The sequence below is a fragment of the Actinomadura vinacea genome, assembly GCF_039532545.1.
In the GTDB taxonomy this organism is placed as follows: Bacteria; Actinomycetota; Actinomycetes; order Streptosporangiales; family Streptosporangiaceae; genus Spirillospora; species Spirillospora vinacea.
In genome coordinates this window covers 183,814-207,741 of the sequence record NZ_BAAARW010000006.1, presented here as the reverse complement: position 1 = coordinate 207,741, position 23,928 = coordinate 183,814, and the positions used below count along the sequence as shown (strand labels likewise).

General features: G+C 69.2%; 28 protein-coding genes and 2 pseudogenes. 14 read left to right on the top strand and 16 right to left on the bottom strand.

Features of this window, described 5'->3' with window-relative positions; genetic code table 11:
- Nucleotide 1: 1 nt before the first annotated feature.
- Complete coding sequence (locus ABD340_RS09560; protein ID WP_344588303.1) at nucleotides 2–1,426, bottom strand: acyl-CoA reductase; 1,425 nt, start codon at nucleotides 1,424–1,426, stop codon at nucleotides 2–4.
- On the bottom strand, nucleotides 1,423–2,772 hold the full coding sequence (locus ABD340_RS09555; protein WP_344588302.1) for a hypothetical protein: 1,350 nt from the start codon (nucleotides 2,770–2,772) through the stop codon (nucleotides 1,423–1,425). The genes ABD340_RS09560 and ABD340_RS09555 overlap by 4 nt, the downstream gene beginning before the upstream one ends.
- Nucleotides 2,773–2,877: 105 nt before the next feature.
- On the opposite strand from ABD340_RS09555, the gene ABD340_RS09550 reads away from it, so the two are divergent.
- A complete protein-coding gene (locus tag ABD340_RS09550; RefSeq protein ID WP_344588301.1) occupies nucleotides 2,878–3,525 on the top strand; it encodes a TetR/AcrR family transcriptional regulator in 648 nt (215 codons plus the stop codon).
- A gap of 21 nt (nucleotides 3,526–3,546) precedes the next feature.
- A complete protein-coding gene (locus ABD340_RS09545) occupies nucleotides 3,547–4,410 on the top strand; it encodes an SDR family NAD(P)-dependent oxidoreductase (RefSeq protein WP_344588299.1) in 864 nt (287 codons plus the stop codon).
- A 20-nt stretch (nucleotides 4,411–4,430) separates the two neighbouring features.
- On the opposite strand, the gene ABD340_RS09540 is transcribed toward ABD340_RS09545, so the two are convergent.
- Together ABD340_RS09540 and ABD340_RS09535 are read right to left on the bottom strand one after the other, a co-directional pair.
- On the bottom strand, nucleotides 4,431–4,748 hold the full coding sequence (locus tag ABD340_RS09540; protein ID WP_344588297.1) for a hypothetical protein: 318 nt from the start codon (nucleotides 4,746–4,748) through the stop codon (nucleotides 4,431–4,433).
- On the bottom strand, nucleotides 4,745–5,200 hold the full coding sequence (locus ABD340_RS09535; RefSeq protein WP_344588296.1) for an MnhB domain-containing protein: 456 nt from the start codon (nucleotides 5,198–5,200) through the stop codon (nucleotides 4,745–4,747). Before ABD340_RS09535 ends, ABD340_RS09540 begins: the two co-directional genes overlap by 4 nt.
- Before the next feature lie 208 nt (nucleotides 5,201–5,408).
- Between ABD340_RS09535 and ABD340_RS09530 the strand changes: the two genes are divergently transcribed.
- Nucleotides 5,409–5,594: a bifunctional DNA primase/polymerase gene (locus ABD340_RS09530; RefSeq protein ID WP_344588295.1), complete on the top strand. Its 186-nt coding sequence runs from the start codon at nucleotides 5,409–5,411 to the stop codon at nucleotides 5,592–5,594.
- Here the strand turns inward: ABD340_RS09530 and ABD340_RS09525 are convergent.
- Nucleotides 5,542–6,009: pseudogene (locus tag ABD340_RS09525) on the bottom strand (nucleoside hydrolase); the annotation flags it as partial. The gene ABD340_RS09530 and the pseudogene ABD340_RS09525 sit on opposite strands and share 53 nt — an antisense overlap.
- 270 nt (nucleotides 6,010–6,279) lie before the next feature.
- Complete coding sequence (locus ABD340_RS09520) at nucleotides 6,280–6,783, bottom strand: carbohydrate ABC transporter permease (protein WP_344588294.1); 504 nt, start codon at nucleotides 6,781–6,783, stop codon at nucleotides 6,280–6,282.
- Between the two features lie 30 nt (nucleotides 6,784–6,813).
- Here ABD340_RS09520 and ABD340_RS09515 point away from each other — a divergent pair, with 30 nt between their 5' ends.
- Complete coding sequence (locus ABD340_RS09515; RefSeq protein ID WP_344588293.1) at nucleotides 6,814–7,830, top strand: LacI family DNA-binding transcriptional regulator; 1,017 nt, start codon at nucleotides 6,814–6,816, stop codon at nucleotides 7,828–7,830.
- Nucleotides 7,831–7,840: 10 nt separating this feature from the next.
- On the top strand, nucleotides 7,841–8,833 hold the full coding sequence (locus tag ABD340_RS09510) for a nucleoside hydrolase (protein WP_344588292.1): 993 nt from the start codon (nucleotides 7,841–7,843) through the stop codon (nucleotides 8,831–8,833).
- Between the two features lie 126 nt (nucleotides 8,834–8,959).
- Here the strand turns inward: ABD340_RS09510 and ABD340_RS09505 are convergent, their stop codons facing one another.
- The gene (locus ABD340_RS09505; protein WP_344588291.1) at nucleotides 8,960–10,156 is read right to left on the bottom strand and encodes a low temperature requirement protein A; all 1,197 of its coding nucleotides are present in this window, start codon (nucleotides 10,154–10,156) and stop codon (nucleotides 8,960–8,962) included.
- 230 nt (nucleotides 10,157–10,386) lie between these two features.
- Here ABD340_RS09505 and ABD340_RS09500 point away from each other — a divergent pair, with 230 nt between their 5' ends.
- From ABD340_RS09500 to ABD340_RS09485, 4 genes are all read left to right on the top strand, one after another.
- On the top strand, nucleotides 10,387–11,139 hold the full coding sequence (locus tag ABD340_RS09500) for an SDR family oxidoreductase (protein WP_344588290.1): 753 nt from the start codon (nucleotides 10,387–10,389) through the stop codon (nucleotides 11,137–11,139).
- Between the two features lie 44 nt (nucleotides 11,140–11,183).
- Nucleotides 11,184–11,618 (top strand): cupin domain-containing protein, encoded by a 435-nt coding sequence (locus ABD340_RS09495; protein WP_344588288.1) that lies wholly within the window; start codon nucleotides 11,184–11,186, stop codon nucleotides 11,616–11,618.
- Nucleotides 11,619–11,791: 173 nt separating this feature from the next.
- The gene (locus ABD340_RS09490; RefSeq protein ID WP_344588287.1) at nucleotides 11,792–12,028 is read left to right on the top strand and encodes a hypothetical protein; all 237 of its coding nucleotides are present in this window, start codon (nucleotides 11,792–11,794) and stop codon (nucleotides 12,026–12,028) included.
- A gap of 623 nt (nucleotides 12,029–12,651) precedes the next feature.
- On the top strand, nucleotides 12,652–13,467 hold the full coding sequence (locus ABD340_RS09485) for a sigma-70 family RNA polymerase sigma factor (RefSeq protein WP_344588285.1): 816 nt from the start codon (nucleotides 12,652–12,654) through the stop codon (nucleotides 13,465–13,467).
- Between the two features lie 297 nt (nucleotides 13,468–13,764).
- Here ABD340_RS09485 and pip read toward each other — a convergent pair whose 3' ends face one another.
- Nucleotides 13,765–14,721: a prolyl aminopeptidase gene (gene pip / locus ABD340_RS09480; RefSeq protein WP_344588592.1), complete on the bottom strand. Its 957-nt coding sequence runs from the start codon at nucleotides 14,719–14,721 to the stop codon at nucleotides 13,765–13,767.
- Between the two features lie 27 nt (nucleotides 14,722–14,748).
- Between pip and ABD340_RS09475 the strand changes: the two genes are divergently transcribed.
- Nucleotides 14,749–15,018: a hypothetical protein gene (locus tag ABD340_RS09475; protein ID WP_344588284.1), complete on the top strand. Its 270-nt coding sequence runs from the start codon at nucleotides 14,749–14,751 to the stop codon at nucleotides 15,016–15,018.
- On the opposite strand, the gene ABD340_RS09470 is transcribed toward ABD340_RS09475, so the two are convergent.
- Nucleotides 14,987–15,409: a nuclear transport factor 2 family protein gene (locus tag ABD340_RS09470; RefSeq protein WP_344588283.1), complete on the bottom strand. Its 423-nt coding sequence runs from the start codon at nucleotides 15,407–15,409 to the stop codon at nucleotides 14,987–14,989. The genes ABD340_RS09475 and ABD340_RS09470 overlap by 32 nt on opposite strands.
- A 21-nt stretch (nucleotides 15,410–15,430) precedes the next feature.
- The gene (locus tag ABD340_RS09465) at nucleotides 15,431–16,402 is read right to left on the bottom strand and encodes an LLM class flavin-dependent oxidoreductase (protein ID WP_344588282.1); all 972 of its coding nucleotides are present in this window, start codon (nucleotides 16,400–16,402) and stop codon (nucleotides 15,431–15,433) included.
- 173 nt (nucleotides 16,403–16,575) lie between these two features.
- Between ABD340_RS09465 and ABD340_RS09460 the strand changes: the two genes are divergently transcribed.
- From ABD340_RS09460 to ABD340_RS09445, 4 genes are all read left to right on the top strand, one after another.
- Complete coding sequence (locus tag ABD340_RS09460) at nucleotides 16,576–17,250, top strand: TetR/AcrR family transcriptional regulator (protein WP_344588281.1); 675 nt, start codon at nucleotides 16,576–16,578, stop codon at nucleotides 17,248–17,250.
- Nucleotides 17,251–17,371: 121 nt separating this feature from the next.
- Complete coding sequence (locus ABD340_RS09455; protein ID WP_344588280.1) at nucleotides 17,372–17,896, top strand: TQO small subunit DoxD; 525 nt, start codon at nucleotides 17,372–17,374, stop codon at nucleotides 17,894–17,896.
- Entirely contained in the window at nucleotides 17,893–18,258 is a 366-nt protein-coding gene (locus ABD340_RS09450; RefSeq protein WP_344588279.1) for an Rv1678 family membrane protein, read from the top strand. The genes ABD340_RS09455 and ABD340_RS09450 overlap by 4 nt, the downstream gene beginning before the upstream one ends.
- Before the next feature lie 224 nt (nucleotides 18,259–18,482).
- Nucleotides 18,483–18,932, top strand: coding sequence for a VOC family protein (locus ABD340_RS09445; protein WP_344588278.1), 450 nt, complete (start codon nucleotides 18,483–18,485; stop codon nucleotides 18,930–18,932).
- Between the two features lie 47 nt (nucleotides 18,933–18,979).
- On the opposite strand, the gene ABD340_RS09440 is transcribed toward ABD340_RS09445, so the two are convergent.
- From ABD340_RS09440 to ABD340_RS09420, 6 genes and pseudogenes are all read right to left on the bottom strand, one after another.
- A complete protein-coding gene (locus tag ABD340_RS09440; protein ID WP_344588277.1) occupies nucleotides 18,980–19,750 on the bottom strand; it encodes an SDR family NAD(P)-dependent oxidoreductase in 771 nt (256 codons plus the stop codon).
- Nucleotides 19,747–20,184 carry a nitroreductase family deazaflavin-dependent oxidoreductase gene (locus tag ABD340_RS09435; protein ID WP_344588275.1) on the bottom strand — a complete coding sequence of 146 codons (438 nt, stop codon included), beginning with the start codon at nucleotides 20,182–20,184 and terminating at the stop codon, nucleotides 19,747–19,749. Before ABD340_RS09435 ends, ABD340_RS09440 begins: the two co-directional genes overlap by 4 nt.
- Before the next feature lie 36 nt (nucleotides 20,185–20,220).
- Nucleotides 20,221–20,982 (bottom strand): sugar phosphate isomerase/epimerase family protein, encoded by a 762-nt coding sequence (locus tag ABD340_RS09430; RefSeq protein ID WP_344588273.1) that lies wholly within the window; start codon nucleotides 20,980–20,982, stop codon nucleotides 20,221–20,223.
- 282 nt (nucleotides 20,983–21,264) lie between these two features.
- A pseudogene (locus tag ABD340_RS47900) lies at nucleotides 21,265–21,501 on the bottom strand (LLM class flavin-dependent oxidoreductase); the annotation flags it as partial.
- Nucleotides 21,502–21,582: 81 nt separating this feature from the next.
- Nucleotides 21,583–22,779, bottom strand: coding sequence for a DUF1214 domain-containing protein (locus ABD340_RS09425; RefSeq protein ID WP_344588272.1), 1,197 nt, complete (start codon nucleotides 22,777–22,779; stop codon nucleotides 21,583–21,585).
- A gap of 5 nt (nucleotides 22,780–22,784) precedes the next feature.
- Nucleotides 22,785–23,927: a sulfotransferase family protein gene (locus ABD340_RS09420; protein ID WP_344588271.1), complete on the bottom strand. Its 1,143-nt coding sequence runs from the start codon at nucleotides 23,925–23,927 to the stop codon at nucleotides 22,785–22,787.
- Nucleotide 23,928 lies beyond the last annotated feature (1 nt).

Genomic DNA, 23,928 nt, shown 5'->3' with positions numbered 1-23,928 from the left:
CTCATTGCGGTGCGGTGCCGTCCTCGTGCGCCATCCAGTGCACGAAGCGGTGCAGCGGATACATGGCGTCGTGCGGGTTGCCGATGGTGCTCGGGCCCGCTTCGCCCAGCCGGACGATGCGCTGCGCGCCACGGCTGGCGAGTCGGTCGCGGTAGTCGGACATCCGGTCGAAGGGGTAGAAGCCGACCGTCTGCGTCGCCACGTTGACGTGGTCGGTGGCCTGGTCGAGGGAGTCCACCCTGACCACGTTGGCGGTCTTGTTGACGGGGTGGAAGTCCACGGGTTCGTCGGAACGGACGACCAGGCCCTTGCCGTCGGTCCTGCCCCAGACGCGGAACTCGTCGTCGAGCATCATCAGCGTGTCGATCTGCTCGCGCAGGTCCAGGTCCAGCGGCCGGGCGTCGCCCGAGGCGGCCGCCTTTCCGGCGATGCGCGCGTGGAGCCGCTCGCAGAAGCGGTCGGCGTCGGCGTGGTCCGCCTCGAGATAGATGAAACGGCTTGCGACGCAGGCCTCCTGGTTGAGCACCATGACGTCGGAGGCGGTGAGTTCGGCGGCGAGGTCGAGCGTCTCGTCGGAGGCGAACGCCTCCCTGCCGACCATCGAGATCGAGGTCTTGGGGTCGAACGACACCAGCTGGAAGCCGGGGCCGAGGTATTTGATCACGTTGTTGATCGCGTCGCCGCCGCCCCAGGCGACGATCTTGTCGAAGTACTGGGGCCGGTACAGCACGCGCTCCACCGTGTCGTCGCCGCCGCGCCAGTAGACGGCCGTCATCGACTTCACGATGGGGTGGCCGGGATCCATGTCGGCCATGGTCCGCAGGATCGCGACCGTGGTGAACGGATCGCTGGACGACATCTTGAAAAGGTTGACGGCCTTGACCAGCGCGCCCTGGGCGATGGACTTCACCGCGACGCCGGGAGAGTTGCCCGGCAGCACGTGGATCAGCCGGGGCGCGAACGCCCGCACGAAACTCTTGCGGCCGGTGAAGTCCTGTTTGGGAACCCACTCGTCCAGCGCCCTGGGGTCGGGGAAGTTCTGTTCGACCACGGTCTGCAGCAACCGCCTGTCGAGATAGGCGGCCGCTCCGGTGACCTGCGATTGCAGCACCGCGCGCGGTAGGACGTGGGTGGCGGACATGCGCTCGACGCATTCCTGCACGAAGGGGTTCCCGGGGTCGCGGATGCGCTCGCCGGTCTCGACGAGGAAATCGATGATCTCCGCGAGCGGGACGTTCAGCAGGGGCGGCACCTCGCCGCGCGGATGCACCACCCGGTCCATGGCGATCTTCGGCGTCGCGAAGGTGACGCCCAGATCGCGGGACCGGTGCGCGGTGTCGTCGCCCTCGATCAGCTCACCGCGCTGGAAGAACGGCGCGGACACGGCGCCGCCGGCGGACTGGGGCTCGCTGTGGACGGCGGTCATGACAGCCCCCGCACGTAGGCGTCCACGGTGCCGGCGCAGCCGATCTTGTCGTCGCCAGCGATGTCCGCGTACCGGACGATGTCGTTGCGCACCGACGGGCCTTTGGCGCCGCAGGCGCACGGGGCGAGGTCGAGTGAGATCTTGTCGCCGGTGATGATCCCGCCCCAGCGCCCGTCCAGGGAGAGGTCGAAGAAGGCGGCGCGGCCTTCGATCTCGCCGCTCCCGTGCGGCAGCAGGGTGTCGCCCGCCTCGTCGAGGATGAAGGGAACGATCCACGGCGGCACGTGGTACCGATCGCCCTTCCGGCATTTGGGCATGCCCGAGTTGAGCTCCTGCATGGAGTAGTTCTGGAAGTCCCGGTCGGCCGGGATGTTGAACGTCTGGTGGACGAACTCCTGGTAGTCCGGCGGCAGTTTGGCGCGCTTGAGCCCGCCGCCGACGTAGATGCAGTTGTCGGGGTGGAAATCCTCGGCCGAGTAGCCCATGTCGCGGACGATCTTGGCCACCTGGTAGAGGGAGTTCCACATCCCGGCGAGGTAGAGCTTGTCGGTGCGATGGCGCACGAGTGCCTCGGCGACGGCGGTCACGGCCTTGTCCAGCGCCTCCTGCCGCTCCTGGGAGGTCCGCTCGAAGTCGGCGAGCTCATCGGGACGCGCGGTGCCGTCGGCGATCTTCTTGCGGAGCACGACCATCTTGGTCAGCGAGCCGATGGTGATCGGGGGGATCAGCGGGCGGAAGCGCTCCATGGCCGGATCGCCGAAGGCCTCGTACTGCGCCTGGGCGATGATCATGTTCTTCGGGACGGAGACGGTGGTCCCGACGCCCATCACCCGCCGGTCCGCGGCCGGCTCGACGCCCGAGCCCCAGGAGAAGACGTTGACCGTATCCTTGCGCGACCACTCCATGTCCCGCTCCGAGGCGAGCAGCATCGCCGACTTGCCGGTCGTGCCGCTGGAGCAGGACACGTAGTGCCCCTTGGCCTGGAGTCGCTCGATCCAGTCGTCGATGTCGGTGATGTCCGAGGTCTCGATCGGGCTGATCGGATACGGCGAGACGGTGCCCAGCCACTTGCCGAGCCGGTCCCACCTCTCCTCGGTCAGGAAGCTCTCCGGATAGCTCTTGTAGGCGGTGTGCGGGAACAGCAGCGGCACCGCGTCCGCGCGGTCGCGGACCTCGGTGATGCCGGCCTCTTGGGCCCGGTGGCCCAGCAGCTTGATGCGGCCCTTGCGTTCCTGGAACCGCTCGTCGAGCGCCGCCAGTTGCGTCTCGCGCAGCTCGGCATGGGAGTGGTCGAAGCGGTCTGGTGCGTCGACCAGCCGCGTCAGTCTTTCGAGGGCAGAGCTCACCGGGCATCCTTCCCTGTGTCGTTGCCATGCAGAAAATGGCAACTCATGCGTATCATTATGGGTGAGTGGAGTGAGGATGCAAGTGGCGGTTTCGCGGAGGTCGGCATGACGGACACCAGCCCGCCGGCCCGCCGCAAGGCCGGACGGCCCACCCGCGAGCAGGCCGCGGCGCGCCACGAGGAGTTGCTGGACACCGCGCTGGACCTGTTCCTGGAACACGGCTACGAGCTGGCGACGATCGAGATGATCGCCTTCCGCGTCAGCATGACCAAGCGCACGGTCTACGCCCGCTACCCCGACAAGGCCGCGCTGTTCCTCGCATCGGTGCGGCGCGCCATCGAACGGCAGGTCGTCCCCCTGGAGGTGCTGGAGGGCCTTGACAACGGCGACCTCGCCGAAACGCTGGAAGCGATCGCCCGGATGCGGATCGGCCAGGTGATGACCCCCAAGGGCCTGCGCCTGCAACGCGTCATCAACACCGAGAGCTACCGCTTCCCCGAAATCTTCGTCACCCACAACGAGCTGAGCACCGCGCCGGTGGTCGCCTTCGTCGCCGGCTTCCTCGACCGCGCCGCCGCCGAGGGAAGGATCGCCCCCACCGACTCCGGACAGGCCGCCCGCGCCTTCATGAGCATGGTCGTCGGCGGCCAGGTGCGCGCCATCGTGGCCGGCCGCCCGCCGACACCGGAACAGATCGAAGAGCGGGTCGCTTTCACGGTCCGCCTGCTGCTGGACGGCCTCCGTCCACGCTGACCCGATTGAGAGGCACATACCTTGACCTTCGACGCGAACCGGCCCGTCGCGGTCGTCACCGGCGCCAGCTCGGGGATCGGCCGATCGACCGCGCGCAAGCTCGTGGAACACGGCCGGCAGGTGATCGGCGTCGGCCGCGATCCGGGACGCTGCGCCGAAGCCGAAACGGAGATCTCGTCGTCGGCCGGTGGCGGCGCCTTCCGCATGCTCCGCGGCGACTTCACCCTGATGGCCGACGTCCAGCGCGTGGCCGAGGAGATCAAGGGCCTGGCTCCACGCCTCGACGTCCTCGTCAACAACGCGGGCGGCGTGCGGGACCGGCGCATCGTCACCGCGGAGGGCACCGAGGCGACCTTCGCCGCCAACCACCTGGCCCCGTTCCTGCTGACACGGGAGCTGCTGCCGCTGCTGCGGGCGGGCGCGGACCGCGAACCGGCGCGGGTGATCGCCGTGTCGTCCAGCGCCCATCGGATGAGCGAGGGCCTGCGGTGGGACGACCTGCAGAGCCTCCACAGGTTCCAGCCGGCCGCCGCCTACGGCCAGGCCAAGCTCGCCAACATCCTGTTCACCCGCGAACTGGCCCGCCGAACGGCACCGGACGGGATCGTCGCGCAGGCCATGCATCCCGGCGTGGTCGCCACCAACTTCGCCTCCCACGGGGACGAGAGGATGCGGGCCCATATGGCCGCTGCCGACACCGTCCCGCCCGACGAACCGGCCGAGACGCTTCTCTGGCTGGCCACCGGAGCCGAGGGCGGTCGCGACGGCGGACGCTACTTCCACCGGAAGACGGAGGAGACACCCAGCGAGGCCGCTCGCGACGACACCGCCGCCGCCCGTCTTTGGAGCGAAAGCGAGAAGCTGCTCGCCGAACTCGGCTTCTAGCGCGGAAAACCCCGGCGTTCTCAGGTGAGGAGCAGCAGGCAGAACAGCGTCACGCCGGCTACGAGCCAGGCGACATAGTCGCCGACGTGGCCTGAGTGCAGGCGGCGCAGGAGGGCGGCGCGGGGCAGCCGCCCGCGGATGCCGCACGCCGCCACGGCGGCGGCGAGCGCCACGCCGAGCAGGCCGGTCGCCACGCCGCTGACCGTCCATGGCTCCGGCGGCGGGGCGGGCAGGCGCGTGAAGGACTCGACCGCGTGGACGAGGTTGCGGCTGGTCACGATGCCGTACACGCCGAGCAGCAGGATCCAGCCCGGGATCAGATAGACCAGTTGGCTCACGCGCGCTCCCTCATCAGGAGCGCCTGTTCGAAGAACTTGGCCAGCACCAGCACCACCGCGCAGCCGACCTCCAGGCCGACGACCGCGTTCATCGCCTCGACCTGCCCGGCGCACCAGAGCGCCAGCACCACGAACGCGCCCGCCGCCAGTCCCTCGCCGTTCTCGAAGACCGGGATCGGCCGGATCCGGGCCAGCGCGGGATAGTCGCCGGACAGGTAGACGAGATGGATGGCGCTGCCCAGCACGACCCCGCCCTGAAAGCCGCCGCCGGGCGACAGGTGGCCGTGCGCGACGATGTACACACCGGTCATCAGGGTGACGGGCAGCAGCAGCTCGCCGTACGGGTGCCAGGCGCCGCCGAAACGCGGCAGGCGCAGCGCGGCGACGGCGAACAGCACGGCCAGGCCCGCCCCGCCGGCCAGGAACAGGATGAGGCGGACGCGGCGGCTCACCGATCGTCACCGCCGTCCGGCTCGCGGGTGTGGTGCCGCCGGATCGCGTGGATCGCCAGCATCACGATGAGCGGGACCACTATGGCCGCCTTGTTCGGGAAGGGCTCCGGCCATGAGCAGGACTGAGGAGCTCGGGTCGGCGGTCGCGATGTCGAGCTGTCCGACACCGGCGAGATCCTTTTCCCCGGCGACGGGATCACGAAAGGGGTTGATCGCCTACTACCGGGACGTCGGCGAGGCCATGGTGCCGTACATGCGGGAGCGTCCGCTGGCGATGGTCCGCAAGGCCGCGACGCTCGTCTACCTGGCGAACCAGGCGTGCATCGAGTCACACGTCTTCCTCAGCCGCCTCGACCGGCTCGACCGGCCCGACCAGCGGGCCCGAGACGGGTGAGGCCGGTCATGACGGTACGGACCGCCGCGGCGTCATCGATCGTGACCGCGACGGCGATGGCGGCCCGGTCGTCGGAAGGCGGCTCGGGGTGGTCCCGGAGGTCGGCGATCGTCGCGCCGCGTGTCAGCGCGCCTTGCAACTCGACGTGTACAGGGATGTGCCTGTAGGTGGCGAGGTCGGGGTGGAGCGCCAGGACCGCGGCGGTCGGGTCGTGCAGCGGGCAACCGGAGCGGCCATAGCGTCGCCGGAAGTACGGCGCGAAGCGTTCTGCCAAGGCATGCGCCAAGCGCGCCCGGGGGCTCGGACTCGCGGCGAGGTGCGCGAAGTCCTCGGGGCCCAGCCAGGTCCGCAGGGTCACATCCAGGCCGACCAGGGTGGCCGATCGCCAGGGGGCGCCCATGACGAGGTCGGCGGCCTCGGGATCGTGGACGCGGGATGGCGAGCGAGTCGAACGGCAGGAGGAACCCCACCAGGATGAAGCCGAACAGCAGGTTCCGCCCGCGGAACTCGATGACGCCGAGCGCGAAGGCCGCGGCGGAACAGACGGCCAGGCCGATGGCGATGGTGAACACCGCGACGATCACAGAGTTGGGCGCCACCGAGTACAGGGTCGCGGCGATCGCCAAGAACAGCAGCAGTGCCCGGCCCGCCCGGCGGCGCCGGGCCGGACCACTCGCGATGGCCATCAGTCATCCCCCTTGGGCAGCAGTCGGAACTGGATCCAGACGACGGTCAGCGCGATCCCCAGCAGGATGAAGGTCTCCGCCGCCGCGGCCGGCAGGTCGCCCGTGACATAGGCCCGCTGGTAGGTGTCGAACATGATCAGGTTGGTGGATCCCTCGGGCCCGCCGCCGGTGAGGATCTCCACGGGCGCGAACACCATGAAGTTGGCCACGGTGTCGGCGACCAGCACGAACAGCAGCGGCCGCCGCAGTTGCGGCAGGGTGATCCGGAAGAACGTGCGCCACCAGCCGGCGCCGTCGATCGCGGCCGCCTCGTACGTCGAGTACGGGATGTCCTTCAGCCCGGCGATGAGGAACATCATCCAGTAGCCGACGCCCACCCAGGACACCAGGATGATGATGGAGAGCAGTGACTGGGTCGGCGACGTCAGGAACGGCTGGTCGGGTAGGCCGAGCGCGCCGAGAATCCCGTTGAGCGTAAACGTTTGCGCGACAGTTCTAGTCACCGTTACGGTTCGCTGTCAAGGAGGTACTCCATGGCAGATCCGCAGCGGGCGACCACCATCAAGGACGTCGCGGCCCGGCTGGGCGTGTCCACGGCGTCGGTGTCACGAGCGCTGACCGGGATGCCGGGAGTGGGCGAACCGCTGCGCGAACGCATCCGCGAAACCGCGCGGGAGATGGGACTGCACACCCACAGACCGGCCTCGGCCATGCGCAGCAAGCGCACCAGGACCCTCGGGCTGGTCGTGTCCGACGTGACCAACCCGTTCTTCGCCGAGCTCGCGCTCACCATCGAACGGGCCGCCGCGGCCCGGAACTACAGCCTCCTGCTGGCCAACAGCGAGGACGACCCCGAGCAGGAGAGCCGTTACCTGCGAAGCATGTTCGGCCACCGGGTCGAGGGCATCGTCCTCAACCCGACCCTCCGCTCGGATCACCTGGCCTACCACGAGGAGGTCGGGGTTCCCATCGTCCTGCTCGACCGCGCGGTCACCACCGGCACCAGCGCACCCGTCGTCGCGGTGGATCCCGACCACGCGATCGGGGAGCTGGTCGGCCTGTTCGCCGCCACCGGCTGCCGGCGCCTCGCGATGATCTCCGGGCCGGAGGACCTGCCGAACGCGAGACGACGGCTTCGGGCGTTCGAGCAGGCGGCCGCCCGCCACGGGCTCCAGGTGCCGAAGACGCTCATCGCCCACGGCGACTACACCGCGGACTCCGGTGACCGGCTGATGCGGCACCTGCTGCGCGAGCGCGTCAGACCCGACGCGGTCTTCATCGCCAACAACCTGATGACGCTCGGCGCGCTGCGCGCCGTACGCGAGAGTTCCGTGCGGGTACCGGACGAGCTCAGCATCGCCTCGTTCGACGACGTGGCGTGGTTCGAGGTCACCGATCCGCCCGTCACCGCGATCGCCCAGCCGGTCGTCGATCTCGGCACCGCCGCGGTGCGAGCCCTGACCGACCTCATCGCCGGCCGTCCGGCGCCGTCCGCGCGGATCGACGCCCGCCTGGTGATCCGCGCCTCCTGCCGGACTCCGCCGAACTGAAAGGATCCCCATGTCCGAACGGGTCATCGTCGACTGCGACCCCGGCATCACCCGGGTCGCCGCCGACATCGACGACGCGCTCGCGCTGGCGCTGCTGCTCCGCTCCCCCGAGGTGGAGCTGGCCGGGGTCACCGTGACCGCCGGGAACGTGGACGTCGACGCGGCCGCCGAGGGCGCGCTCGCCGTGCTGGAAGCCGCCGGCCGCCCCGACATCCCGGTGCACCGCGGCGCGGCCCGCCCTGGAAACCACGACTACCACCGCTGGAACGAGACGTTCCGCAAACGCCGGTCGCATCCCGATGCCGCGCGCATCTGGGCGGACTGGCAGCAGCCGCGGGCCGCGGGAGGCACGGCGGCCGGCGGCGCCGCCGAGTTCCTCGCCGCGCAGGTGGCCGCGCGTCCGGGCGAGGTCACCGTCGTCGCCATCGGACCGGCCACCAACCTCGCCCACGCCATCGAACTGCTCCCCGAGTTCGGCTCACTGGCGCGCCGGATCGTGGTGATGGGGGGCGGCTGGCTGCTGCCCGACCACCTCCAGGAACTCAACTTCGGCTGGGACGCCGCCGCCGCGGACACCCTCCTCGGAGCCGGCGCCGACCTCACCGTCATACCGCTCGACGTCACGCTGAGGACCTGCCTGACCCTCGCCGAGGCGCGCGGCATCGCCGACGCGGCGACCGATCCGCTCGGCCGGCTGGTGGCCGACGCGCTCCTGCGGTGGACCGAGTTCTCGGTGTCGGCGCGCGGGCGGGCCGGATGCGTGCTGCACGACCCGCTCGCCGCCGCGCTGGTGCTCGATCCCACGCTGGTCACCACCACCGCGCGGGTGGCGGCCACCGATCTGCACAGCCGGCTCAGCCCGGGCCGGCTGGTCACCTGGGACCCGGACACCGTCTACGCGCCGGCCGCGTCCCTGCCGGCACGCCGCCCGGCCGCCCTCGCCACCGACGTCGACAACGACCGGCTGGTCCGCCTGCTCATCGACCGGCTCCCCGGCAAGTGAGGGCGACGCCGCTGAACGCCTATGGCCGCTCCCCCAGCCCCGGGGCCCCGGCACCGGTCTCTCGCGTGACGGGCCAGGAATGCCAGATGATGAACACGAGCCGCCGGTGGAGGCGTGGTTCGCGGTTCATTCGATGAGTGCGGGCGTGCGTGGGGCCTTGGATTTGCGGCCGGGTTTCGGAGCGATGGTGACGCTGATCATCAGGACGCAGACGGCTGCGATCGCCGCGACGACGGCGACCTCTCCGGTTCGCGGGGCCATGAGCGGCAGGAGCAGGATGGCGGCGACCCCGCCCAGCATCACGGCGGGACGGATGACGGGCTCCGCCACGATGGGCCTGTGGACGATCCAATGCAGCACGATGAACATCCCGGCCGGAATCGCCACGGCGTAGCAGATCGCGAGGGCTGAGGCCTTGGGTTCGTGTCCGGTCTGCTCGACCGCGGCTTCGAGGCCGGCGCCAAGGGCCGCGAGGGCGGCGAAGATACCGTAGTGGCCGTATCCCCACAGGTAGGCGCGGTGGCGACGGTCGCTGAGACCGTCACCGACGGGGGCGAGGAAGTAGAGCCACCAGAGGGCGAACAGCATGACGAGACCGGAGACGGCGATGATGATGAGAGAGCTGCCGATCTCGGCAGCTTCGAGCGCCCCCTCGACTCCCTTGGACACGGCGAGGACGCTTTCGCCGAAGAGGATGATCGTGAACAGGCCGTAGCGCTCGGCGATGTGGTAAGGGTGCCAGTTGGTGGACCTGGCCCGTCCGGCCCACCATGGCACCGCGAGTTCCAGGACGTCCAGGACGACGAAGAACGGCAGTTGGGCCGATGGCGCCAGGACACCCGTCTCCGTGAGGACGAGGCGGAGAATCCAGCCGGCCTGGACGAAGGTGATGCCGGCGGCGTACCGCAGCGCGGTAGGACGGCTCGCCGAGTCCTCGGCGGCGGCCCGCAGCCACTGGGCGACGAGAGCGATCCGCATGATGAAGTAGCCGATCGTGACCACGCGGTAGTCGGAGTCGTCGGCCGCTGCCGGCACGCCCGCGGCGAGGACGAGTACGCCGGCCATCTGCACCATGGTCAGCAGCCGGTAGGCGACGTCGTCGGTGTCGTACGACGAGGCGAACCAGGTGAAGCTCATCCACGCCCACCACACCGCGAAGAAGACCTGCAGGAACGGGACGAGCCCGTCCAGGGCGTGTCCGTCGGCGATGTCGTGCGCGAGTTGCGCGGTGACGGCCGCGATCGCCACCACGAAGGTGAGATCGAACAGCAGTTCGAGCTGGCTCGCGGTGCGGTGCGGCTCGTCGATCGCACGTGCGGTCATCCGGACCCGGATCCGGTGACTTGTGTCTGTCGGCGGCACGGTCGCGCTCCCGTCAGTCCATGAGTCCGTCCTGCTGACAAAGACAGGGCAGCGATCCCGTCTGTGACACTTCGGCGCCGGATAGTGGCGACTTCGAAGACTTTCGCCGGAGCTGTCACAGGTCGGAGGGGTGCCTGGTCTTAGCTGGGGACGGGGCGGCAACCGATGTCCCGGCGAACGAGAGGGTTGTCATGAAGATCGTGGTAATCGGCGGCACCGGCCTGATCGGGTCCAAGCTCGTGACGAAGCTCGGCGAGCACGGCCACGAGGCGGTGCCGGCCTCGCCGAACACCGGCGTCAACACGCTCACCGGCGCAGGATTGGCCGAGGCCCTGACCGGCGCGTCCGCGGTGGTCGACGTGTCCAACTCCCCGTCCTTCGAGGACGCCGCGGTGCTGGAGTTCTTCGAGACCTCGACCCGCAACCTGCTGGCCGCGGAGGCGGCGGCCGGGGTGGGCCACCACGTCGCGCTGTCGGTTGTGGGCACCCAGCGGCGGCCCGACATCGGCTACTTCCGGGGGAAGGTCGCTCAGGAGGAGCTGATCAAGGACTCGCCGATCCCGTTCTCGATCGTGCACGCGACGCAGTTCTTCGAGTTCGCCCGGGGCATCGCCGACGGCGCCACGGACGGCGACTCGGTCCGGATGCCGCCGGTGCTCTTCCAGCCCATCGCGGGCGACGAGGTCGCCCAGACGCTGGGCAGGGTCGCGGTGGGCCCGCCGCTGAACGGGCCGGTCGAGATCGCCGGACCCGAGCAGTTCCGGATGGACGAGTTCTTCCGGTACGCCCTGACGGCCTGGGGCGACCCGCGCGAGGTGGTCACCGACCCGCACGCGCACTACTTCGGAGCCGAACTGAACGAGCCGGATCTCGTGCCGGGCGACGGCGCGACCCTCGGCGAGATCAAGTACGCCGACTGGCTGGGGAGCACCGCCGCCCGATAGCGCGCCGGCCCGCCCCACACGCATGATTCAAGGAGGTACGTCCCATGTCCGGCACTGACCCGGTCGCCGAGCCGAAGGCCAGGTCGACCGCGTGGCAGACCGCGCTCACCACGCTGCAGGAGGTCGAGCCGCCTTTCATCCCGGCGGGAGCGCATGCGATGACCGTCGTCATCGAGTTCCCGCCCGGTGACCCCGGCACACCGCCGCACCGGCACTCCGGCCCCGCGTTCGGCTACGTGCTGGAGGGCGAGATGATGATGGAGATCGAAGGGCAGCCGGAGAGGGTCCTCGGCGCCGGCGAGGCGTTCTGGGAGCCCGGTGGCGACGTCATCCACTACCAGGACGGCAACAACCGCGACGACATGCCGGTCCGTTACACCGTCACGATGCTCTGCGAACCCGGCAAACCCATGCTGACCCTGGTGGACGAGGCGGAACTCGCCCAGCGCAAGCACCTCCGGGCTCCCCGGCGTTCCTGACAACCGCCGGCAGCCCGAACGGCCAAGCGGTTCGGGCCCGGCCGATGGAACCGATGCCGGCACGCACCTCGCCGCCGCCCGGCTGTTCGCCTCCGGCCAGATCTCGATGCAGCTGGTCCATGCGCCAGGCATCCGGCCGCCGGACATCCGCCCAAACCCCGTGTGGAGGAAAGATGAGCACTTCGAACGGCGACGACCACTCCGAGTTCGAACTCGAGGTCGAAGTCAAAGCGGAACTGAGCCTGGCCGAGTCGAGCCGCCCGGAGGAGGCCGGCGACCTGCCGGTCTCGGAGTGGCTGTTCGATCCGGTCGACGTCCAGCGCCAAGAGGTCGAGCTCCGCGGCCTTCGCGAGGCGGCCGAGGAACTGGACGGCCCCTCCCGGCTCGACCAGCGCGGCGAGGGCGGCTGAGCCGAAGGCTCCAACGTCTGCGCAGCCGCGAACTCCCCTGCACAACCTGGCGGACGACGCCACCTACCTGTGATCAACGACGTCGGACGGCCATCATCCTCGTTGTCGCCTTCGCCCCGAACCCGGTGAGATCGAGGGCGGCACCCTGAGCTTCCGGATCGCCGAACCACCGGTTCTGTGCCGGCCTGGACTCTGACGATGGCGGTGCCCCGCAAGCGATCCCGGGCCCGACGCCGTGGTCGCCTCCGTCCTCGACGCAGTCGGCCGTGAGCAGGGCTGAGCGGAGCCGCCTCTGCCCAGTCCGGCATCCGAAGGCTTGAAACCGCCCCGTGCGACCATTAGCGTCGGGTGTGGAGGGTCACGGGTGACCGGTCCTTCCGCCGCATTTCTGCCGGGGAATCCACTTGACAAAGCACGGTTGCGGACGCGTCGTGTAGGTCAGCGTGCTCCATGGCACAACTGCAACGACCACGCATACCTGGCAGGCACCGAAAAGCGGCCCAACGCATCCGGCCCGGCCATCGCGATCATGCGGCGGATCATCCGTCAGCGGCGACTGCGGCTGGACGAACCGAGAATCGTTATATGGAAATGACACCAATGCATTGAAGGCGCGACCAGACATGCATCCAGAAGCCCAAGAACAGGCAAGCTCGCTCGAACAGGCCGCTTCCACCTTCGTCGAAGTGCGTCCGCGGCTTTTCGGCATCGCCTATCGGCTTCTCAGCAGCACGACAGAAGCCGAGGACGTCGTTCAAGACGCCTGGTTACGCTGGCAGAACACCGACCGTTCGACCATCGCCAACCCGGCGGCCTTCCTGGCCCTGATCACCACGCGCCTGGCGATCAACGTCGCCGAGTCCGCGCGTTCACGGCACGAGACCTGCATCGGCCCCTGGCTCCCAGAACCGGTCGCCACCGGCACCGATCCCGCCCTCGGAGCCGAACGAGGCGAGGCACTCGAACTCGCCCTTCTGCTGCTGCTCGAAAGACTCACCCCGCCCCAACGGGCCGCCTATATACTCCGTGAGGCCTTCGTCTATCCCTATGCGCAGATCGCGGACATCCTCCTGATCACTCCGGCCAACGTCCGGCAACTGGTGAGCCGCGCACGCAAACACCTGAACACCGTACGGCGCGAATCCATCGACAAGTTCGAGCATCGGCGGCTCCTGACGGTCTTCCTCGACGCCGCCCAAACAGGAAACGTCACCGCGCTCGAAAAGCTCTTCGCCGCGGACGCCGTCAGCTCCGCGGTCTCCCCTGTTGGGCAACACACGCACGGCGAAAACTCGTTCTCACCATTACCGCCAGACCCGGCGCATTCGTACGGTCACGCTCCCGGGACCACCGCCGGCGAAGCTGATGGCGGGCCGGTGGAGCGTCACCCATCGTTGCTGACGATGGTGATTCACCTGCGCAGCCGGGTGCCCCTGTAGCCGAGGAGCGGGTTCTGCGAGGCGATCAAGCGGGGCTGTCCCGCTCGGTCGAGCTTCCGTACGGGCAGCCCGTGCCGGCTGATCGCGTGCGCGAGCAGACGTGCTGTTCTTGCGACCATGCGAAGCAGACCTCAATGGGCAGGCCCTGGTCGAGTGGCTTCGAAACCGCCTTTCGGGGGCCACGTCACTCCCGGACGGCCTCGGCCAACCGGTGGGGTTCAAGGGCGGGCGCAGACCGCCGAGACGTTGCGGACGGAGCGATCAGAGTGGAAGTGCAGCGCGTGGACGCCCATGCGGTCAGCGAAGGGCTCGGAAGCGGTCGGTGGCCTCGATGAGCCGGTGGCGGGTGCTGGGCTCGGAGCCGCCGTGGCCCGCGTCCTCGACGATATGGAGTTCGGCCTCGGGCCAGGCCTGCTGCAGATCCCAGGCCTGGTCCGGCGGTGTCTTGATGTCGTAGCGGCCGTTGACGATGACGGTCGGGATATGCCGGATGCGATGGACGCCCGCCAGGAGACCTTCCTCGGGGAGGAAGCAGCCGTTGCTGATGTAGTGGTGGGTGATGCGGGCGAATGCCAGGAGCATGGCTTCGTCGAGGTCGGGAGGGCTTACCGGAAGCAAGGTGTTGGCCGAAAGCTCCCAGCCCATCCAGGCGCGGGCGGCGGGAATGTGAACCGCCGGATCGGGGTGGGTGATGCGGCGGCCGTAGGCGGCGATGAGGTCGTCGTGCTCGGCCGCGGGCACCGCGTCCCGGAACGCCGCCCACTCGGCCGGGAACAGGTGGGCCGCGCCTGCCGGGGTGAACGCCCAGGCCTCGTCGGACGGGCGGACGAGCCACACGCCGCGCAGCACGAGTTCGCTGACCCGGTCGAGGTGGTTCTGGGCGTAGGCCAGGCCGAGGGTGGTGCCCCAGCTGCCGCCGAAGACGAGCCAGCGTTCGATCTCCAGGTGCTCGCGCAGCCGTTCGATGTCGGAGACCAGACGCGGAGTCGTGTTGCGCTCCAGCGAAACCTCGGGGTCACCCGCGAAGGGCAGGCTGCGTCCGCAGTTGCGCTGGTCGAACAGCACGATGCGGTAGGCGGACGGGTCGAAGAACCGCCGGTTGTCGGGCAGCAGGCCGCCACCAGGACCGCCGTGCAGGAACAGCGCGGGTTTGCCGTCGGGATTCCCGCAGACCTCCCAGTAGATGTCGTTGCCGTCGCCGACGTCGAGCATCCCTGATACGTGCGGCTCGGTCGGCGGGTAGAACTCTCTCAGGCGCATAAGCCCTATTCATACCCGAAGATGATCATCATCGACCCGGCCGTCGCCGCGTCTCATGCCCCGCGCGGAGGCGAATCGAAGGCCCCGCCCCGGTCGGGTGGTGGCGATACTGAAACGCTGCGGAAGTCGGCGCTGTGGCTTGCGCATACCGGTCGGGTCGAGGAAGCCGAGCGGTTGCTGCGCGAAGCGGTCGGCACCGATGACCGCCTGGTCCGCAGATCGCTTACCGCGCGCGAGTCCACGTCGCCGGCCGGGCTGGTCATGAAGAGTACGTGGCGACCGGTTCGGTGATGTCCATGCGGAGCCGGGTCAGTTTCGAGGTCCTGATACGCCACGTACCGTCGGTCTTCTCGTAGGTCTCGTGGTAATGGCCGAACCCGATCAGCTCCCGGCCGCTGGGCCACTGGACCCGGTCCTCCATGGCCCAGATGCCGGTGGCGGTGGACGGGGAAGTGATGGCGATCTCCGGTGTGTGGCAGTGGTGCACGGTCACGCGGTCGGCCAGGTTGTCGCGGACGAAGGCCATGAAGGTGTCGGCGCCGGTGATCAGGGTGCCGCCCGAGCCGGTCGTGTCCATCACGACGTCGTCGGTGAAGATCTGGCGCATGCCATCCCAGTCCTTGGTGTCCAGGGTGCGGCAGTACCGGGCCTTGAGCTGTTTGAGGGCCTCGATGTCGTCCAAGGGACACTCCTTGTCTCGCGATCAGGTGAATGCGGGCAGGACCTCTCGTTCGAAAAGGCGCAGGCTCGACCACGCCAGTTCCATTGGAATACCTCCGCACAACGGATGGAACTGGACATAGGGAGACGGGGAAGCCCTCAGCTCCTCCACGAGCTGCCCCGGCGTCACGACCCGGTACTGGCCGGTCGCCCGCAACCGGTCGGCGTCGGCGGTGGTGCGGTAAGGCCCGGCGAGGTCGTCCTGCGACCGCCACAGGCCGTAGGCGTTCGTCTCGTGGAGGAAGAAGGGCGCCATCTGCTCCCAGCCCTTCTCGGGGTCCTCGGCGAGTGCCACGACGCGATTCCTGCTGATCGGGCTGGGGCCGGGGTCGGGTCGGCCGAGCTTCTGGACCTCGTCCCTGTAGAACTCCCAGATCTCGGGCAGCGAGGGGATGAACCCGTCGGCGATGCGCGCGGCCCGCCGAGCGGCCGGCTCGCTGCTGCCGCCGAGCAGGACGGCCGGCCCGCCCGGCCGGAACGGCGGAGGCGTGATGCGCACCGTGCGGCCCCGGTACTCGAACGGCTCGCCGGTGAACGCCGCCTTCAAGGTGGCGACCGCCTCGCTCACCCGGCTCGCCCGTTCCTTCATCGGGATGCCGAACATCGCGAACTCTTCGCGCACGTAACCACCGGCGACGATCAGGTCGGCCCGCCCCCGGCTCAGGTTGTCGAGCACGATCATGTCCTCGGCCAGACGCAGCGGGTCGTGGAACGGGGCGATCAGCGCGGCGATCATGAAGCGGACGTCGGTCGTGCGGGCCGCCATCGCCGCGAGCAACTGGATCGGGCTGGGAAGGTAACCGTCGGGCGAGCCGTGGTGCTCGGAGACGGCCACGCTCGAACACCCCAGCCGGTCGGCCCACTCGGCCATGTCCAGGGCCGCCGCGTACCGGTCGGCCATGGACGTTCCGGCGAAGTCCGGGTTGCGGAAGTCGAAGCGAAGTGCGAACCGCACAGCTGGACGATTCATCGGCCCGCGGTTCCTCTCGTCTCAGGTGGCGGGGCATGCCGCCGCGCGCCTCCCGGCGTCCGGCACGACGTGCGAACACCGGCGTACTCTGAGCCTAAGCCGAGATTTTGACCACGGTCAACATTTGGCTTGCCGCCAGTTTTTGTAGTCTGGGCGGTGTGGAAAAGGATGTTCCGGCGACCCGAGGCAGAGCGAGTGCTGACCATGGTCGACGTCGCGCCAACCTGACCCAGTCCCGTTCCCGCGAGACGAAGCGCTCGCTCGCGCAGGCGGCGATCGCGCTGTGGCGGACCAAGGGGTTCGCCGACACCACCGTGGCCGACATCTGCCAGGCCGCCGGGGTCTCCAAGGCGCTGTTCTACTTCTACTTCCCGCGCAAGGAGGACGCTCTTCTGGAAGCCGGCGTGATGTCCACGCAGGAGGCCCGCCGGAAGGGGCGTGAACTCGTCGCCAAGCCCTACGACCTGGCGGAGGTGATCGTCGCGGTCCTGGCCACGCTGGAACAGGCGATCCGGCGCACCCCACCCGCACTGCTCATCGAGGTCACCCTGGAGGGCCACCGAGCGGAGCACCGGGCCCTGGCCGAAGGCCGCACGGACGAGCACCACGCCACCAGGTTCCTCTTCCTCGAACTGCTCCAGCGCGCACAGGGGGACGGCAAGCTCCCACCCGACCTGGACGTACTGCACGTCGCGCGCGGCGCCCAGTCCCTCATGGAAACCGGTACCCGGCACTGGGCCGCCGGGGAGTACGGCGACCGGGGCTTCGCAGAGGTCGTGGGCCGCGACATCAACGCGTTCGTCGCCGGCCACAGTCAGATCGGACAAGAGTGACGAACCCGCCGGCTCTGCACCCTCAGAAGGCGCGCCTTCTTCGGTAAGTCGTTGTGCGTCGAGGAAAGGAGCTGTATACCGGCGGTGCTTGTGCGTGATCACCCTGGAGAGAGGAGGCGCCATGACCGGATCGAGCGAGGCGGCGGACTCGTCCACCGCGTCCCGTGCCGGGATCGCCGTCGCGCGCGTCGGCGTGGGGCTGATGTGGATCCAGAACTCCGGCTGGAAGACCCCGCCGGATTTCGGCGAGGATCGCGACGAGGGCTTGTACGAGTCGACGCGCCTTGCGGTCGAGCACGAGGTGTTCGCGCCCTGGGCGTGGCTCGTCGAGCATGTCGTCCTGCCGAACTTCACGTTCTTCGGCTGGGCGACGCTGCTGGTCGAGGCTTCGCTGGGGGCGTTCCTCCTGGTGGGCTTGGCGACCCGGTTCTGGGCGCTGGTCGGGGTCGGCCAGTCTCTGCTGATCACGTTGTCGGTGCTGAACGCGCCCGGCGAATGGCACTGGGCACGCTTCCTCATGGTGCTCGTGCATGTGCTGCTGTTCGCCACGGCGGCGGGCCGTTTCTACGGGCTCGACGGGGTGTGGCGCCCGCTCTGGCAGCGGTCGTCGGCGCCGGCCGCCCGATTGCTGCTGAGGGCGTCGTGAAGGCCGCTGACCGCTCCGTTCTGGCCCTTGGCGCGACCTCTCTGGCCAGTGTCCTGTTCACCTTCACCGACGGGTATCCGTGGGAGATGGCGGCGATGCCAGGCCCGGCCGTGGTGGTCGCGGTGGTCCTGGGGCTGGCGGCATGCGCGGCGGTCGCGCTGCGCGCGTCGATTCCGGTGATCATCGTGGGTGCGGCCTTCCTGGCCGCCGCCGTGGTGGTTCTGCTCGAACCGCTTCTCAACCAGAAGTGGATCGAGGGCACCGGCTCCACGTTCTCCCTGTGGCTCGGCCTGGGCGTGGGGCTGGTGGCGGCGGGGCTCGCCCGCCGTTTGGAGTCAACTGCTCGGCCCTATCGGGACTGAGCTTGTTGGCTCCGTCCCGATAGGGCTCTGCTTATGCTCCCGGCCAGGGCGGGAGTCGGCGTGGCCACGATCCCCGCGACGACGCAGGCCGGCTGGTCGAACTCCTCGGCCTCACCAAGGCTCATCTGTCGATTCCGGGACCATTCGTTGCGCGGCCGAGGTCTCCCAAAGATCGCCTCCGGGGAGATGACCGGTAGCGTCCAAGATCCCTGGAGGAGAGACCGATGGTGAACCGCGCCGACCTTCCGGCCCCCGAACACGGACTGGTGATCACGCACTTCCTGACCGTGCGGGACGTCGCGGTGTCTCGTGACTTCTACGCCAGGATCTTCGGCGGGCAGGTCGTGCTGGCTGAGAACCCCGCGATCGTGCGGATCTCCAACAGCTGGATCATCCTCAACCCCGGCGGCGGCCCGACCCCCGACAAGCCGGATATCGTTCTCAGATCGCCCGAGCCCGGGGACCCGGTGTCGTCCTTCATGAACGTCCGCGTGGCCGACATCATGGCGTTCTATGAAGCCGCACGCGCCCAAGGCGCGACCTTCGTGACCGAGCCCCTGGACCGCAAAGCCGAGATTCGCTGCTACATGCGCGACCCGGACGGGTACCTCATCGAGATCGGCCAGGGGACCGGCATGCTGCACGGCGTCTACGCCGATCCCTCCCCAAGCTGACCGCCGGGCCGCGCCACCGGCGACCTTCAGGCACCCGATCGGTGCGCTCAGCGCATGGTCGCACCGCCGTCGATGCTGAGGATCTGACCGTTGATCCAGGTGGCGTCGTCGGAGAGCAGGAAGGCGACGGCGGCGGCGATGTCGGCGGCTTCGCCGAGTCGCGTGGACGGCACTCCGGCGAGGGAGCGCTCCAAGAGCGACTTGTCGTTCGCGGCGCGGGAGAGCACCCCCTCGGTCAGGACGTGGCCCGGCGCCACGACATTCGAACGGATGCCCTGCTTGCCGTGGCCATGGGCGACGTGCCGTGACAGCGACAAGAGTCCGCCTTTCGACATCGCGTAGGCGCTGCGCCCCGACCCGCCGGTGATGGCCGCCGCCGACGCGGTGTACACGATGCTGCCGCCACGCTCGCGGAGCTCGGGCAGCACGCGTTGCGTCAAGAGGAGATGGCCCCGGAGATTCACCGCGATGGTGCGGTCGAAGATCTCCAGTGGGACCGTCGCGGGATCGGCGTCACGTTCGAACGTGGCCGGCGACAAGTCGGCGGCGTTGATGTGAACGCCGTCGACACGGGCGAAGACATCGAGCGTTCGCCGGACGAGAGCGTCGACCGAGGACTCGTCGGCGATGTCGAATGGCACGGCCACGGCGGAACCGCCCTGTCGGCCGATCCGGGCCGCGACCTTCTCCGCGTTCTCGGCGTTGAGGTCGCCGACGACCACCGAAGCGCCTTCCTCTGCCAGCCGCACGGCGGCGGCGGCACCGATCCCAGAACCGGCACCGGCGACGATGAAGGCCTTCCCGGCAAGCCCCCTCATCGCGGCCTCAGCACCACGACGGGGATGATTCGGTCAGTGCGTTCCTGATAGACGTCATAGTTCGGCCAGATGCCGGTCATGATCTTCCAGAGGCGAGGCTTCTCGGCCTCCGCCGCGGTGTGCGCCGTGACCTGGATGATCTCACTCTTGACCTGGATCTCGGCCTCGGGGTTCGCCTGGAGGTTCAGGTACCAGTGGGGATGCTTCGGCGCGCCGCCCCGCGACGCGATGAGCAGGTGGTCGTTCCCGTCGCGACCGTAGATGATCGCGATCGTGCGCGGCCGGCCGCTGCGGCGTCCGACGGTCGTCAGCAGCAGGGTGGGGGCGCCGTTCCACATGTAGCCGACCTCGCCGCCGCTCTCGCGGTACGCGCGGACGTGGTTCTCGCCGAGGAGAGAGTAGTCGTGTTGGCCGGGGAAGTCGGGTTCGCTCATTTGCACTCCTGGGTCAGCGATGGTCGCCCTCGTCGGTCACCGCCAGTACCGGGCGGTGGTCTGATAGGCCAATCTCGTGAATTCGGGGACTGGGAGCTCGCGCAGCCGGGCGTTGAGCACCTCGACGCTCACCAGACCAGACCAGCCTCGTTCGAGGAGGGCCGAGGCGAACCGGTCGAGTTCGAAGGTCCCGTCACCGGGCATCACGCGGCGGTTGATCGTCTCCTTCATGGCGTTGTCCGACACCGGGGCCGGGGCGTCGCTGAACTGGACATAGGCGATCCGGTCGAGCGACACGCGCTCCAGCTGGTCCCAGGTGCTGTCCCCGCGGAAGAAGTGCCAGGAGTCGATCAGCACCCCTGCCCGGTCGGCGCCGGCGGCCTCGACCACGTCCAGGGCGGCGGAGATCGAGGTGACCGTGCCGAGCGGACTGAATTCGACCGCCATTCCCGCGCCGGCCTCGGCGAACATGGCCGCGCACCGTTCGATCAGCGGAGCGGTGATCTGGTCCGGCGGCGCCGCGAACGTGGTGAGCACCCACTGCGCCTTCACGACGGCCGCCGCCTCGGCGAGCATGTGCGCGTTGTGCACGGTGGACTCGTGGTCGCCGGTCATCAACAGGGCCAGCAGTTCGTGGCACCGCAGCGCGCCGTGGGCCAGGGCCGCCGCGCTGGAGGCATCGGCATGCCGCCCGGCCACTCCGACGGCGGCGAAGCCGGCGGCGCCGGCGGCCGCGACGAGGCCCGCGACGTCGATGTCCCACCTGCTGTCCGGGGTCAGCGCGAGGTCGATCGTCATCTGTTCGGCTCCCCGGGCCCGTCACCCATGTGGCCTCCTTCCGTCGGGGGCGTCACCGTCCCGACAGCCGTTCGATGACCGGCGCCAGCGACTCGGGCGGCGCCCCGATGGGTGCCATGAGGTAGCTGATCCCGAGGCTCTCCCGGGTCCGCACAAGCTTCTCGCACACCTCGTCCAGGGTGCCGATGGCGAGCAGGGGCGAGGCGCGAAGCCCGTCTCGGGACGGGACGGCGTCGCCAAGCCGGCGGTGGAACCGCTGGAAGAAGGCCTCACGGCGGGATGCCGGAAGTCCTGGTTCAGGACGGTCTGGGTGACGCGCAGGGTGCTCGTCGCGTCGGCGACCGCCTGCAGGGCCAGCAGCGGAGCGAACGGGATCATGAAGTGGTCGGGCAGCGCGAAGGTCGCATAACCGAGCCGCTCGATGGACCGCCCCGCCTCGACGAGTGCGGCACGGTCGGGAAGCCGTCCTGGGCCGGTGCAGAACCGGAACGGTCGGGTGGTCACGGCGCGTCCGCTCATCCCGCCGGCCACGGGGCTGACCGCGCGCGGCCGAACCGGTCCGTGCGGACCATTGTCGTCTCGGTCATCGCTCGCTTCGCCTCACCAGATCCGCCGGAGTTGCGCGCCCTCCCGCCGGGCGCGGAGTTGCTCCCGGCGCTCGGCCGGCGTCAGGACGGGCGTGTCGGGCGGCAGGTGCTGGAGCACCTCGGCGACGGGGACCTTCGTGACCGCGGCATCCGGATACGCGTTCGCCAGGTAGAAGCGCATCTGAATGATGCCCCAGGGGAAATCGGCCTTGTCCAGCCAGTTGTGCACACCCGGGTCCTGTTTCGAGATGACGACACGGAGCGTGCCATCGCCGTCGATGCGCGCCTGCACGTCGTTCAGGCTCGACTGGCGGTTCACCCAGTCGACGGTCGCGAACCGGTCGTCCGCGACGAGGATCTGCCAGTAGTGGCACTGCTCGGGGAGGGGCACCTCGACGATCAGGGCCTCGTCGTCGTGGATCTCGTGGATCCCGTCGTAGTAGGCCTGCTTCGCCAGTCCGCCCACCTCGTCGATCCACTTGGAGCGCAGCAGGACGTTGACCCCGTGGTGCTCCCGGTAGTAGCGGACCAGCAGCATGTCGAACTTGATCATCCCTTCGATCCACTCCGCCATGTCGGAGAAGCGACGGGCGATCTCCTCGGGCGTCATGTCCTCGCCGGGATCGTCCAGGCGGTTGACCGCGACCCGGGCGTCGACCTCGTGTCTCCAGTCGCACGAGCACTTGCGCATCAGAAGCCGCCGGGTGCGGGGATCGAGCGGCCACCAGTCACCGGTGTGGTCCTCGGGGCGTTCGGCGCTGACCACCACGCTGAAGTAGCCGTCCTCGCCGATAGTGAGCTCGTCGAGGTCGTTGGTCACCCGCAGGGGCGGGCCGGTGCGCGGCTCGGTGAGCAGGGACGGGCTGGTCATCTCCGGCTCCTGCTGCGTGATCTCGACGAAGCGGGTCGTTCCGCGGTACCCGGAGATCTGGTAGACGCCTTTCGCATCGATCTCGATCATCGAGTACACGTAGTCGGGGTTGGGGCCGCCCTGGTTGCACGCGTAGTTCCACAGCGGCATGAACACGGGCCGGCGGGAATCGGTGTACACGCGGCACATGTAGCCGCAGGCGAGGATCGAGAGCGCGAGCTTGTTCATGTCCTGGACCTCGGCCTCGGTCGCCCCGTCCGGGCGCCACGTGGGCAGGAGGTTGTCGACCACGCCCTCTAGTGCCCTCATCTGGTCGGACCAGGTCGGGAGTTCGGTCATCTGGGTCAGCCCTCCAGCGCAACGTCGAACCGTCGGATGTAGGCGTCGTAATCGGAACGGATCTGACCGGCGCTCAGGCCGAACTGCTCGGCGGTGTACCGGTGGGTGCCGTGGGCACCGACGCGGTTGGCCTCCTGCCAGTCGCGCATCGCCCGCGCGACCGACGGCGTGAGCTCGAAGCCCAGCCAGTCGTACACCTGGCGAACGGTGCCCATGGGGTCGGTGACCAGGCGGCGGTGGTGGACGTCGAGGAACCGGTCCTCGCCGATGGCGGCGCGCGCTTCGATGGCGTGTTCCATGCCGATCCGCAGGTGGTCGCAGATCTCCCGGCCGAGCTTCGCCAGATCGCGCTCGCCGTCGGCGGGCGGCGTGATCGACGAGACCAGGCTCGCGTACGACGGAACCACCTTGGCCGGGTCCCGGTGGGTCATGACGAAGCGGATGTCCGGATACGCCGACACGAGCGCTTCCAGGTGGAACTTGTGGTGCGGGGCCTTGAACAGCCACAGATCCGGCGGGCGGCGCGATCCCAGGAGCTTCACCACGCGACGGTGGTAGTGGTAGGTCTCGGTCAGGTCCGCCTCCCGCCACCAGTCGCGGTAGCCGGGCACTGGCAGCACCATCTGCTGGCCGTGAAAGGCCATGCCGAGGAGCTCGGTGTCCTCCATCGTGGCGTCCGGCTCGAAGATGTGCATCGCCCGGTGCTCGGCCGAGTTGTTCTCCCAGTCCTTGACGAACCGCACGCGCCGCGGGTCGGTGGCCTCGTGCTCGCGCGTCGGGGGCGGGCAGGGTCGGGCCTGCTCCCAGCCTCTCAGGCAGCGGAACCGAGGGGCGAGCGAAAGCATGTCGGCGAGAGCGGTCGTGCCCGTCCGCGGCAGGCCGTTGATGTCGACGGGGCCCCGCACGGTGACGTCCTCGACTTCGGGGTGCTCGGCGTACCACGCCTCGACCTCGAGGCGGTTGACCAGGCGCCTGCGGAAGTCGCCGATCACGCGGGGGTCGGCCTCCGGATCGAGGTCGCCGTCGCGCTCCAGGCTGTCGAGCAGCACCATGAGGCCTTCGCGGAAATCCCCGGGGCCGAAGTCCGCGTGACCTGATTCCTCCATGGCCTCGGCCAGCAACTGGTCGGCCGACGGATAGCGTGCCATG